10 protein-coding genes are annotated in these 12,828 nt (G+C 59.9%); 8 read left to right on the top strand and 2 right to left on the bottom strand.

Annotation, left to right across the window (positions count from 1 at the left end; genetic code table 11):
- Window positions 1-149 precede the first annotated feature (149 nt).
- Both argF and PspR76_RS06685 read left to right on the top strand, forming a co-directional pair.
- Window positions 150-1,070, top strand: coding sequence for an ornithine carbamoyltransferase (gene argF / locus PspR76_RS06690; RefSeq protein ID WP_159954495.1), 921 nt, complete (start codon window positions 150-152; stop codon window positions 1,068-1,070).
- Entirely contained in the window at window positions 1,067-2,176 is a 1,110-nt protein-coding gene (locus PspR76_RS06685) for an ABC transporter ATP-binding protein (RefSeq protein WP_159954494.1), read from the top strand. The genes argF and PspR76_RS06685 overlap by 4 nt, the downstream gene beginning before the upstream one ends.
- A 142-nt stretch (window positions 2,177-2,318) precedes the next feature.
- On the opposite strand, the gene ybaK is transcribed toward PspR76_RS06685, so the two are convergent.
- Window positions 2,319-2,789: a Cys-tRNA(Pro) deacylase gene (gene ybaK, locus PspR76_RS06680; protein ID WP_159954493.1), complete on the bottom strand. Its 471-nt coding sequence runs from the start codon at window positions 2,787-2,789 to the stop codon at window positions 2,319-2,321.
- A gap of 326 nt (window positions 2,790-3,115) precedes the next feature.
- On the opposite strand from ybaK, the gene PspR76_RS06675 reads away from it, so the two are divergent.
- The 4 genes from PspR76_RS06675 (at window position 3,116) to glpD (ending at window position 8,199) form a co-directional block, all read left to right on the top strand.
- Window positions 3,116-3,970: an MIP/aquaporin family protein gene (locus PspR76_RS06675; protein ID WP_159954492.1), complete on the top strand. Its 855-nt coding sequence runs from the start codon at window positions 3,116-3,118 to the stop codon at window positions 3,968-3,970.
- Between the two features lie 81 nt (window positions 3,971-4,051).
- Window positions 4,052-5,557: a glycerol kinase GlpK gene (gene glpK, locus PspR76_RS06670; protein ID WP_159954491.1), complete on the top strand. Its 1,506-nt coding sequence runs from the start codon at window positions 4,052-4,054 to the stop codon at window positions 5,555-5,557.
- A gap of 95 nt (window positions 5,558-5,652) precedes the next feature.
- A complete protein-coding gene (locus PspR76_RS06665) occupies window positions 5,653-6,408 on the top strand; it encodes a DeoR/GlpR family transcriptional regulator (protein WP_010212755.1) in 756 nt (251 codons plus the stop codon).
- 252 nt (window positions 6,409-6,660) lie between these two features.
- Entirely contained in the window at window positions 6,661-8,199 is a 1,539-nt protein-coding gene (gene glpD, locus PspR76_RS06660) for a glycerol-3-phosphate dehydrogenase (RefSeq protein ID WP_159954490.1), read from the top strand.
- Window positions 8,200-8,245: 46 nt separating this feature from the next.
- On the opposite strand, the gene PspR76_RS06655 is transcribed toward glpD, so the two are convergent.
- The gene (locus PspR76_RS06655; protein WP_159954489.1) at window positions 8,246-8,971 is read right to left on the bottom strand and encodes a tetratricopeptide repeat protein; all 726 of its coding nucleotides are present in this window, start codon (window positions 8,969-8,971) and stop codon (window positions 8,246-8,248) included.
- Window positions 8,972-9,096: 125 nt separating this feature from the next.
- Here PspR76_RS06655 and PspR76_RS06650 point away from each other — a divergent pair, with 125 nt between their 5' ends.
- The gene (locus PspR76_RS06650; RefSeq protein WP_159954488.1) at window positions 9,097-11,418 is read left to right on the top strand and encodes a TonB-dependent receptor; all 2,322 of its coding nucleotides are present in this window, start codon (window positions 9,097-9,099) and stop codon (window positions 11,416-11,418) included.
- A gap of 415 nt (window positions 11,419-11,833) precedes the next feature.
- Window positions 11,834-12,760, top strand: coding sequence for a glutamate/aspartate ABC transporter substrate-binding protein (locus tag PspR76_RS06645; protein WP_159954487.1), 927 nt, complete (start codon window positions 11,834-11,836; stop codon window positions 12,758-12,760).
- Window positions 12,761-12,828 lie beyond the last annotated feature (68 nt).

The following is a 12,828-nucleotide window of genomic DNA, read 5'->3' as shown; positions in this document are numbered from 1 at the left end:
AGCCCTATTGGTAAGGCGCGACATTTAATTATAAGATCGCGCCTTCCCCTATTTCGTCGCCCCGTGCGGCTTTCGCCGCAGGTCTCGCCCGTTGTCACAATAAACAAGGCTTTGAGTATCTGCGGTCTGTTGCAAAAAGGTAGTTAATGATGAGCGCAAGGCACTTTCTCTCCCTGATGGATTGCACGCCCGAAGAGCTGGTCAGCGTGATCCGTCGAGGCATTGAGCTTAAAGACCTGCGTAACCGCGGCGTACTGTTCGAGCCTTTGAAAAACCGTGTGCTCGGGATGATTTTCGAGAAGTCGTCGACCCGCACCCGCGTGTCGTTCGAAGCCGGCATGATTCAGCTGGGTGGCCAGGCCATCTTCCTGTCCTCGCGCGATACCCAACTGGGCCGTGGCGAGACGATTGCCGACAGCGCCATCGTGATGTCGAGCATGCTCGATGCGGTGATGATCCGTACCTTTGCCCACAGCACCGTGACCGAATTTTCCGCCAACTCCCGCGTACCGGTGATCAACGGCCTGTCCGATGACCTGCACCCGTGCCAGTTACTGGCCGACATGCAAACCTTTCTCGAACACCGCGGTTCGATTCAAGGCAAGACCGTGGCCTGGATCGGCGACGGCAACAACATGTGCAACAGCTATATAGAAGCGGCGATCCAGTTCGACTTCCACCTGCGCATCGCGTGCCCCGAAGGCTACGAGCCGGATGCGCGCCTCCTGGAGCAGGCCGGCAGTCGCGTGACCCTTGTGCGCGACCCACGTGATGCCGTGCTTGGCGCCCATCTGGTCAGCACGGATGTCTGGACCTCCATGGGCCAGGAAGAAGAAACCGCCAAGCGCCTGGCCCTGTTCGCGCCGTTCCAGGTAACCCGCGCGTTGCTCGACCTGGCCGCGCCGGATGTGCTGTTCATGCACTGCCTGCCAGCCCACCGTGGCGAAGAAATCAGCCTCGACCTGCTCGACGATAAACGCTCGGTCGCCTGGGACCAGGCCGAAAACCGCTTGCACGCGCAAAAGGCGCTGCTCGAATTCCTCGTCCAGCCTTCGTACCGCCACGCATGAGCCAGCCGTTACTGCTGAACCTGCGCAATCTGGCATGCGGCTATCAAGATCAACGGGTGGTGCAGAACCTCAACCTGCACCTCAACGCCGGTGACATCGGCTGCCTGCTCGGCTCATCTGGCTGCGGCAAAACCACCACCTTGCGTGCGATTGCCGGGTTCGAACCCGTGCACGAGGGTGAAATCAGTTTGGCCGGCGAAGTAATTTCCAGCGCCGGGTTCACCCTCGCGCCGGAGAAACGTCGAATCGGCATGGTGTTCCAGGACTACGCGCTGTTTCCGCATTTGAGCGTGGCCGACAACATCGCCTTCGGCATTCGTAAGCACCCGCAAAAAGACCGCGTGGTCGCCGAGTTGCTGGAACTGGTCAACCTGAAGAACCTCGGCAAGCGGTTCCCCCACGAGCTTTCCGGTGGCCAGCAACAACGCGTCGCCCTCGCCCGCGCCCTGGCGCCGGAGCCGCAACTGCTGCTGCTGGATGAACCGTTCTCCAACCTCGACGGCGAACTGCGGCGCAAGCTCAGCCACGAGGTGCGTGACATTCTCAAGGCGCGCGGCACCAGTGCGATTCTGGTGACCCATGATCAGGAAGAAGCCTTCGCAGTAAGCGATCAGGTGGGCGTATTCAAGGAAGGCCGCCTGGAACAATGGGACACGCCTTACAACCTCTATCACGAACCGCAGACGCCGTATGTCGCCAGCTTTATTGGCCAGGGCTACTTTATCCGTGGCCAAATGAGTTCACCGGAATCGGTCAGCACCGAACTGGGTGACCTGCGCGGCAATCGCGCCTACACCTGGCCTACAGGCGGCGCGGTGGATGTATTGCTGCGCCCGGATGACATCGTCTATGCGCCGGACAGCGCGCTGAAAGCGCGGATCGTCGGCAAGACCTTCCTCGGTGCTTCGACGTTGTACCGCCTGCAACTGCCGACCGGGGCACAGCTGGAGTCGATTTTCCCCAGCCACGCGGATCATCAGGTCGGTGCGCAGGTGGGGATTCGGGTGGCGGCTGAGCATTTGGTGTTGTTCCAGGCTTCGGGCAGCGTGGCGGCGCAGATTCCTCAGTCTGAATCTGGTGTAAGGCGTTATAGCCCGGCGAACTGATAATCTGCCGAAACCGAATCAAAATGTGGGAGCGGGCTTGCTCGCGAATACGGTACATCAGTCACTGCATCTTTGACTGACACACCGCATTCGCGAGCAAGCCCGCTCCCACATTGGATCTCGTCGCATTCAAAATTGAGTTTCAGGCCCGGCCAATCGGCGCAAATTTAGCCTGGGTATGCTCAGCCAGCACCGCCGCCGGCAGCTCAACTTCCAACCCTCTCCTCCCTGCACTGACAAAAATCGTCGCGAACGGCTGTGCCGTCACATCGATAAAAGTGCGCAGACGTTTTTTCTGCCCCAACGGGCTGATGCCACCCAACAAGTAACCGGTAGAACGCTGCGCCGCCGCCGGGTCGGCCATCTCGACTTTTTTGACCCCGGCCGCCTGCGCCAACGCCTTTAAATCCAGACTTCCGACGACCGGCACCACCGCCACCAACAATTCACCTTTCTCACTGCTGGCCAGCAAGGTCTTGAACACCCGGGCCGGGTCGAGCGCCAATTTCTCCGCGGCCTCCAGGCCATAGGACGCCGCCTTGGGATCATGTTCGTAACTGTGGATGTGATGTTCGGCGCGAACTTTTTTCAACAGGTCCAGTGCGGGGGTCATGGCTATTCCGGGCGTGGAAAACAGAGGGTCAATTCTAGGCCAAGGCCACGTAAAACGCTCTAGTGCGCCACTCCTGAAATGAGTACTGGCGGGGGCAAGCGTGATCATTCATCAGACTAATAGTTTGAAAATGACCAATGGTTCACTTTCGACCTTTGACAGCCGTCATTCTTGTCTATATTTTTTCGTTTCCGAATACTGTAGGAATAGAGCTGCAGTACTCCAGCAGTAAGCCATGGTTTGGATGGGGATCCTCGCCACGGTGAAAATCGCGCAACAGCCCGTTGAGGCCGCGCGCCAAACAAGAACAACAATCGAGGTTTTCCATGACAACTGCTCTTCAACAGCCTTCACTTTCGAGCCAATGCATGGCCGAGTTCCTGGGGACTGCGCTTCTGATCTTCTTCGGTACAGGATGTGTCGCTGCGCTCAAGGTCGCGGGTGCCAGCTTTGGGTTGTGGGAAATCAGTATCATCTGGGGGATCGGCGTGAGTATGGCGATCTACCTGAGCGCCGGTATTTCCGGGGCTCACCTCAATCCGGCGGTGAGTATCGCGCTGTGCATCTTTGCCGATTTCGAAAAGCGCAAACTGCCCTTCTACATCCTCGCCCAGGTTGCGGGCGCCTTCTGCGCGGCCGCCTTGGTGTACACGCTGTACAGCAATCTTTTTTTCGATTACGAACAAACCCACCACATGGTACGCGGCTCCCAGGCCAGCCTGGAGTTGGCGTCGGTGTTCTCCACCTACCCGCACGCCCTGTTGAGCACGGCCCAGGCGTTCCTGGTGGAAATGGTCATCACCGCCATCTTGATGGGCGTGATCATGGCCCTCACCGATGACAACAATGGCCTGCCACGCGGCCCGCTGGCGCCGCTGCTGATCGGCCTGCTGATCGCGGTGATTGGCAGCGCCATGGGCCCGTTGACCGGCTTTGCGATGAATCCGGCGCGGGATTTCGGGCCCAAGCTGATGACCTTTTTCGCCGGCTGGGGTGAAATAGCCTTTACTGGCGGTCGCGATATTCCCTACTTCCTGATTCCGATTTTCGCGCCGATTGTCGGCGCCTGCCTCGGTGCTGCGGCCTATCGCGGGCTGATTGCCCGTCATCTGCCGAGCGCCGCACCTGCTATAGATGAAACACCTGACACGGCTGTCAACGGCAAGACGCGTATTTCCTGATAGCGCCGGCCTGGTCCGCACTGCCCCTTTGCGGCCCAGGCTGATTCCTTACTTACTTATTTTCCGTCTAAGGCAATCGACATGACCGACATTCAGAATAAGAACTACATCATTGCCCTTGATCAGGGCACCACTAGTTCGCGGGCGATCATCTTTGATCGTGACGCCAACGTGGTCTGCACCGCCCAGCGCGAATTCACCCAGCATTACCCGCAAGCCGGCTGGGTTGAACATGACCCGATGGAAATCTTCGCCACGCAAAGCGCGGTGATGGTCGAGGCCCTGGCACAAGCCGGCCTGCACCATGACCAAGTCGCCGCCATCGGTATCACCAACCAGCGTGAAACCACCGTGGTCTGGGACAAGGTCACCGGCCGCCCGATCTACAACGCCATCGTCTGGCAGTGCCGCCGCAGCACCGAGATCTGCCAGCAGCTCAAGCGCGACGGCCACGAGCAATACATCAATGACACCACCGGCCTGGTCACCGACCCGTACTTCTCCGGCACCAAGCTCAAGTGGATCCTCGACAACGTCGAAGGCAGCCGCGAGCGTGCGCGCAACGGTGAACTGCTGTTCGGCACCATCGACAGCTGGCTGATCTGGAAATTTACCGGCGGCAAAACCCACGTCACCGACTACACCAACGCCTCGCGCACCATGCTCTTCAACATCCACACCCTGGAGTGGGATGCGAAGATGCTGGAGATCCTCGACGTGCCGCGCGAAATGCTGCCGGAAGTGAAGTCCTCTTCGGAAATCTACGGCCGCACCAAAAGCGGTATCGCCATCGGCGGCATCGCTGGCGACCAACAAGCTGCCCTGTTCGGCCAGATGTGCGTGGAAGCCGGCCAGGCCAAGAACACCTATGGCACCGGTTGCTTCCTGCTGATGAACACCGGCGACAAGGCGGTGAAATCCAAGCACGGCATGCTCACCACCATCGCCTGCGGCCCACGCGGCGAAGTGGCTTACGCCCTGGAAGGCGCGGTGTTCAACGGTGGTTCCACCGTGCAATGGCTGCGTGACGAGTTGAAGATCATCGCCGACGCCACCGACACCGAATACTTCGCCGGCAAGGTCAAAGACAGCAACGGCGTGTACCTGGTGCCGGCCTTCACCGGCCTGGGCGCTCCGTACTGGGACCCGTATGCGCGTGGCGCGCTGTTCGGCCTGACCCGTGGCGTACGCGTGGATCACATTATTCGTGCAGCCCTGGAGTCGATTGCCTACCAGACCCGCGACGTTTTGGACGCGATGCAACAGGACTCGGGCGAACGCCTCAAAGCCCTGCGCGTAGACGGCGGTGCGGTGGCCAACAACTTCCTGATGCAGTTCCAGGCCGACATCCTCGGCACCCAGGTCGAACGCCCGCAAATGCGCGAGACCACGGCACTGGGCGCGGCTTACCTGGCAGGCCTGGCCTGTGGCTTCTGGGGCAGCCTGGACGAGATGCGCGGCAAGGCGGTGATCGAGCGCGAATTCGAACCTGCGCTGGACGAAGCCGCCAAAGAGAAACTCTACGCCGGCTGGCAAAAAGCGGTAAGCCGCACCCGCGACTGGGAACCGCACGAAGGCGCTGAATAAGCCAAGCGCCGGACCGATAGAGGGTTGTAACTGGCAGGGAGCAGATTCCTGCGTCATCATGGGCCACTTTTGTATGGCAGCCCAAAGGACGCCCCATGAATCTGCCTCCCCGCCAACAACAAATCCTCGAACTGGTCCGCGAACGCGGTTATGTCAGTATCGAGGAGATGGCGCAGCTATTCGTTGTCACCCCGCAAACCATCCGCCGCGATATCAACCAGCTGGCGGACGCCAATCTGCTGCGCCGCTACCACGGCGGCGCGGCCTATGACTCCAGTGTCGAAAACACCGCGTACGCCATGCGTGCCGACCAGATGCGTGATGAGAAACAACGCATCGGCGAAGCCATCGCCGCACAAATCCCCGATCATGCCTCGCTGTTTATCAACATCGGCACCACCACCGAGTCGATCGCGCGTGCGCTGCTGAATCACAATCACCTGAAAATCATCACCAACAACCTCAACGTCGCGACCATGCTCAGTGCCAAGGACGACTTCGATGTGTTGCTGACCGGCGGTAACGTGCGCCGTGATGGCGGTGTGGTGGGTCAGGCGAGTGTCGATTTCATCAACCAGTTCAAGGTCGACTTTGCGTTGGTGGGCATCAGCGGCATCGATGAAGACGGCAGTTTGCTCGACTTTGACTACCAGGAAGTACGGGTTTCCCAGGCGATTATCGCCAATGCGCGCCAGGTGATATTGGCGGCGGACTCAAGCAAATTCGGACGCAACGCCATGATTCGCTTGGGGCCGATCAGTCTGGTGGACTGTTTGGTGACTGATCAACAGCCGGTGCCGGCGTTGGTGCAGTTGTTGAATCAGCACAAGGTTCGGCTGGAAGTCGTTTAACTCTCTCTCGTTCCCATGCTCCGCGTGGGAATGCATCAAAGGACGCTCTGCGTCCACTGTGACGCGGAGCGTCACGGGCTGAATTCCCACGCAGAGCGTGGGAACTATCAGTTCACAAATTTTCCTTTTTCGCCCCTTCGATGAGTTTTTTCAATCGAAGTCGGGTGGCTGTGCGCGCGTTTATCAGCTACCATTTTCGCAAATGAACATTAATGTTCGAATTCCAAGACGAAAAATTCGCGAGGCCAGCCGATGAACTCTTCCACCTTGCCTGCTCCACCGCTTGCCGAAGTCTATGACGTTGCCGTAATCGGCGGCGGGATCAATGGCGTCGGCATTGCAGCAGATGCAGCCGGTCGCGGTTTGTCGGTATTCCTTTGCGAAAAGGATGACTTGGCCAGCCACACCTCCTCCGCCAGCAGCAAGCTGATCCACGGCGGCCTGCGCTACCTCGAACATTACGAATTCCGCCTGGTGCGCGAAGCCCTGGCCGAGCGTGAAGTGCTGTTGGCCAAGGCCCCGCACATCGTCAAGCAGATGCGCTTTGTGCTGCCGCATCGCCCGCACCTGCGCCCCGCGTGGATGATCCGCGCCGGCCTGTTCATGTATGACCACTTGGGCAAGCGCGAAAAGCTCGCCGGCTCGAAAAGCCTCAAGTTCGGCCCTGACAGCCCGCTGAAAAGCGAAATCACCAAAGGCTTCGAATACTCCGATTGCTGGGTCGACGACGCCCGCCTGGTAGTGCTGAACGCCATGGCCGCCCGCGAAAAAGGCGCGCATATCCACACCCTGACCCGTTGCGTCAGCGCACACCGCAGCAACGGCATGTGGGAAATGAACATGGAACGCGCCGATGGCAGCCTGTTCTCGATTCGTGCCCGGGCGCTGGTGAATGCGGCAGGCCCATGGGTCGCCAAGTTCATCAAGGAAGACCTGAAGCTGGATTCGCCGTACGGCATCCGCCTGATCCAGGGCAGCCACCTGATCGTGCCGAAACTGTACGAAGGCGCCCACGCGCACATTCTGCAGAACGAAGACGGGCGTATCGTCTTCACCATTCCGTACCTGAACCACCTGACCATCATCGGCACCACCGACCGCGAATACACCGGCGACCCGGCCGCGGTTGCGATTACCGAAGGCGAAACCGACTACATGCTGAAAGTGGTGAATGCCCACTTCAAGAAGCAGTTGAGCCGCGAGGATATCGTGCACACCTATTCCGGCGTGCGCCCGCTGTGCAATGACGAATCAGATAACCCATCGGCCATCACCCGCGACTACACCCTGTCGCTGTCTGGCGGCACCGGCGAGGCGCCGATCCTGTCGGTGTTCGGCGGCAAGCTGACCACCTACCGCAAACTCGCCGAGTCGGCGATGGCCCAGCTGGCGCCGTACTTCACGCAGATGCGCCCAAGCTGGACGGCCACGGCCAGCCTGCCAGGCGGCGAGAACATGAGCACGCCAGAAGCGTTGGCCGAGGCGATTCGCGCCAAGTTCGACTGGGTGCCGAGCGAGATCGCCCGTCGCTGGTCCACCACCTACGGCAGCCGCACCTGGCGCTTGCTGGAAGGCGTGCAATCGCTGGCCGACCTGGGCGACCACCTGGGTGGCGGCCTGTACACCCGCGAAGTCGATTACCTGTGTGCCGAAGAATGGGTGACGCAACCGCAGGACGTGCTGTGGCGCCGTACCAAACTGGGCCTGTTCACCACACCGGAAGAACAGGACAACGTGCAGCGTTACCTGTCCAAGGTTGAACACAACCGCGCAAAGATTGAAGCGGCCTGACAGGCCGGTTTGAAGAGCCCCTGCACCGAAAGGTCCAGGGGCTTTTTTATGCCTCGAGCGCCTGGCGCTGATAACGCAGGCCCATCTCGCGAATCGCGCTGAAAGCCGAGCCCAACAACACCGGGTAAGCCGCCAGCAGAAAACCCGGCGTCGCAGTTGTCAGGGCGCGCTCAAGCCATACGCAGGCTTGGGCCTCATCGCCCAATTCCACCAGCTCGGCGGCATGGTTGTATTGCCCGCGAAAATCCCCGGCCTCAGCCGAACGCTGATACCACTGCCGCGCCACTTGCACATCCTTGGGCACTACAACGCCCTCGTGGTGAAAGCGCCCCAGCAGGTTCATCGACTTGGCATGCCCTTTTGCGGCAGCCTGACCGAACAGTTCATACGCGGCGAGAAGGTCGCGCTCCACACCGCGCCCGCGCGTCAGCAGTTGGCCGTAGTTGTACAAACCCCAATCCAAACCCAGGTCGGCGGCTTGCCGGTAATGCCGGGCGCATTCGGCCAGGTCGACTTCACAGCCCCAGCCATTCTCCAGGCAGCGCCCGATCATGTTGATCGCCATCGGGTGGCGTTGCTGCGCGGCAATGCGGAACCAGCTCAACGCCAGCGGCTGATCCTTCTGGATGCCACGGCCGTCGAGCAACAGCTGGGCCAGCGTCGCTTGCGCGTCGGCATCGCCCAGCTGCGCGGCATGCATGACCCAGCGCGCATAGGCGCGCGGGTTGTCGCCGATTTCAGACGCATCACTGCCTGATTGCCCACCTTGCATGCCTGCCCCACATGGCGATCCAGGACCGCGATAAATTTCATGAATTATTTCGTTACAAACTATTACATTTGAGATCCTTTATCAATTACGATCACATCTCACTTTCACTCACACGAGAATATTCAATGGCTACCGGGATCAGTTCTGCCCCCCTTTCATCGCGGCATGTGCTCGCGTCGGCGGTGGGTTTGGCAGTGGCTGCGCAAGGAGGATTCAGTTATGCAGCGGAGACTGCAGACGACGGCACAGGCGTGATTCAGCTCGGCGCGACCAGCATTGAAGGTCAGGCGCCCAGCCAGAGCACTTACAACCCTGTGGCGCCTTCGTCCCCCAAATACACCGAAGCCCTGCGCGACACACCGCAGACGATCACGGTGGTGCCCAAGGAAGTCATTCACGACCAGAACCTGCTGACCCTGCGCGACGTGCTCAGCACCGTGCCAGGCATCACCTTTGGTGCCGGCGAAGGCGGCAGCGGTTATGGCGACAGCATCAACCTGCGCGGTTTCTCCGCCAGTGGCGACATCTACGTCGACGGCGTGCGCGACAGCGCGCAATACAGCCGCACCGACCCGTTCAACCTCGAACAGGTCGAAGTCGTCAGCGGCGCAAGTTCTGTGTATTCGGGCTCCGGCGCGGTCGGCGGCACCATCAACCTGGTGAGCAAGCAGCCAGAATTGCGCGATAAAACCACCCTCAGCGCCGGCATCGGCACCGATAACTACAAGCGCACCACCCTGGACACCAACCAGACCCTCAACGACACCACCGCATTCCGCTTGAACCTGATGGCCCATGGTAACGACGTGCCCGGCCGCGATTATGAAGATTACTCGCGCTGGGGCATTGCGCCCTCCATCGCCTTTGGCCTGGGTACGCCGACCCGTGTCACCGTCAGTTATGAACACCAGAAAGACGACAACACGCCGCAATACGGCATCCCCATCTACAACGGCAAGCCGATGCCAGGCGTGGGTTGGAGCGACTACTACGGCTACCACAACGTCAATGACCAGAAAATCACCTCGGACGCGTTCAGCCTGAAGCTCGAACACGACTTCAACGACGCCGTATACGTGCGCAACTTCACCCGCGTCGAGCGTGTACGCCAGGACCTGCGCGCCTCCGGCCCCGAAGGCGCCCAAGCGGGCTGCCTGGCCACCGGCACCCAGATCACCGGCGCGCCTTGCGCCGCTGGCCTCAAGCCGGGCTATTTCCAGCCAAGCGGCGGCTCGCTGGGTAACGAGCGCAACACCCAGAACAAAATGTTCACCAACCAGACCGACGTGACCAGCCACTTCAGCACAGGCTTTATCGACCACACGCTGGTGACCGGCATCGCCATCAGCCGTGAGGAATACGAGGCGGACACCGGCAAATGGCTGACCAACAGCAACGGCAGCACCATCGTGCCGCCACCGGTCAGTTTCAGCGACCCCAACTCCGAGTGGACAGGCCCCGTCAACTTCACCCGCGCCACCCACGTCGACGGTGCACTGAACAACCGCGCCGCCTACGCCTTCGACACGCTCAAGCTCAACCCGCAATGGGAAATCAACGGCGGCGTGCGTTACGAGCACAACGCCGGCAGTTCGGTGACCAATGCCTATTCGAGCACCGGCGTCGAGACGCCTGGCGTGCGCTACGGCCAAGCGGATGACCTGACATCCTACCGCCTCGCGCTGGTGTACAAGCCGGTGGAAAACGGCAGCTTCTACATCGCCTACGGCAACAGCAAGACGCCGTCCCAGGCCAGCGTCAACGGTGGCTGCTTCACCCCGGCGAAATCCTCAGGCACGTCCACCAACAACTGCAACGTTGCCCCGGAAACCGCCGTCAGCTATGAGATCGGCACCAAGTGGGACTTCCTCGACAATGCCCTGTCGGTCACCGGTGCGATCTTCCGCAATGACCGCACCAACTACAAAGTCGCCGACCCCGACCCCACCAACCTGAGCGGCACGCAATCGCTGGACGGTAAAGCCCGTGCGGACGGCGTGGCACTCGGCCTCAGCGGTGCGATCACGGACAAGTGGAAGGTCTTCGCCAACTACACCTACCTGGACACCCGCGTCTTGCGCAGCGCCAGCGATTTCACCCTGGCCAACACCGGGTTTGACGCGCAGAAAGGCGAGCCGCTGCCGTTTACGCCCAAACATGCGGCCAGCCTGTGGACCGTGTACGACCTGCCCTACGATTTCCAGGTGGGCTACGGCATCACGGCGCAATCCAGGCAATACCTGGTCAGCGCCGCCGGGGCACCGACCGCGCCGGGCTATGCGGTGCAGCGCGCGATGCTCGGGTACAAGGTCAACAAGCAGTTGAACCTGCAGTTGAACGTCAACAACCTGTTCGACAAGCAATACCTGACCCGCATCCGTAACAACGGCTGGGCGGTGCCGGGTGATGGGCGTGCGGCGGTTGTGTCGGCTGACTACACGTTCTGATTGGTGGGAGCTGACTTGCCTGCGCCCACATTGATCGTTCCCCACGCTCCGCGTGGGAATGCATCCAGTGACGCTCCGCGTCACGCCTTTAAGGGCAGGACGCAAAGCGTCCAGGGCGGCATTCCCACGCGGAGCGTGGGAACGATCAATCACATCACAGAGTATTCGGTTTTCCGAACGACATAACCCGGACCATTCGGTTTGCCGGATCCCACCGTTACAAATTCCCCGCAACATAAACTTAATATCCTTATAAATCAGCCATATATCCATTTATTTCAGGTATGGCACGACTCATGCTCTACACTCCCTGACGATTGCCTGCGACGCTTCAGGAGCCGTCATGGGCATTCGCTGTACAAAAGAGAGCCGTCTAGCCGGCTTCATAAAAAAAACAAATGTCGAGGAAGTATTGATGCGCATCGTTCCCCATATCCTGGGCGCAGCTATCGCTGCTGCTCTGATCAGCACTCCAGTTTTCGCCGCCGAACTCACCGGCACACTGAAGAAAATCAACGACTCCGGCACCATCACTCTCGCTCACCGCGACAGCTCCATTCCGTTTTCCTACATCGCGGATGGCTCGGGCAAACCCGTGGGCTACTCCCACGACGTTCAGTTGGCTGTTGTTGAAGCCCTGAAAAAAGACCTGAACAAACCCGACCTGAAAACCAAGTACAACCTGGTTACCTCGCAAACCCGTATCCCGCTGATCCAGAACGGCACTGCGGACCTGGAGTGCGGTTCGACCACCAACAACGCCGAGCGCGCCCAGCAAGTTGATTTCACCGTCAACATCTTCGAAATCGGCACCCGTCTGCTGGTCAAGAAAGACAAGGATGGCAAGCCGTCCTACGCTGACTTTGCCGACCTGAAAGGCAAAAACGTGGTGACCACCGCCGGCACCACGTCCGAGCGCATCATCAAGGCGATGAACGCCGACAAGCAGATGGGCATGAACGTCATCTCCGCCAAAGACCACGGCGAATCCTTCCAGATGCTGGAAAGCGGCCGCGCCGTTGCCTTCATGATGGACGACGCCCTGCTGGCCGGCGAAGAAGCCAAGGCCAAGAAGCCGGACGACTGGGTCATCACCGGCACTCCGCAGTCCTTTGAAGCCTATGCGTGCATGGTGCGTAAAGACGACCCAGCCTTCAAGAAAGCGGTGGATGACGCCATCGTTGCCCTGTACAAATCCGGCGAAATCAACAAGATCTACAGCAAGTGGTTCGAGAGCCCGATCCCACCAAAAGGCCTGAACCTGAACTTCCCGATGAGCGACAAGGTTAAGGAGCTGATCGCTAACCCAAGCGACAAGCCAGCGCCTGACGTAAAAATCTGATACCTGACTAAGCTTATGTCCTGAGGGGGCCAACGTTCCCTCAGGCGTCTGTTACTACCTGCGGGCTT

This window comes from Pseudomonas sp. R76, from assembly GCF_009834565.1.
GTDB lineage: Bacteria > Pseudomonadota > Gammaproteobacteria > Pseudomonadales > Pseudomonadaceae > Aquipseudomonas.
Note: the sequence above shows the minus strand (reverse complement) of the source record. Positions and strands in the feature narration are given on the sequence as shown.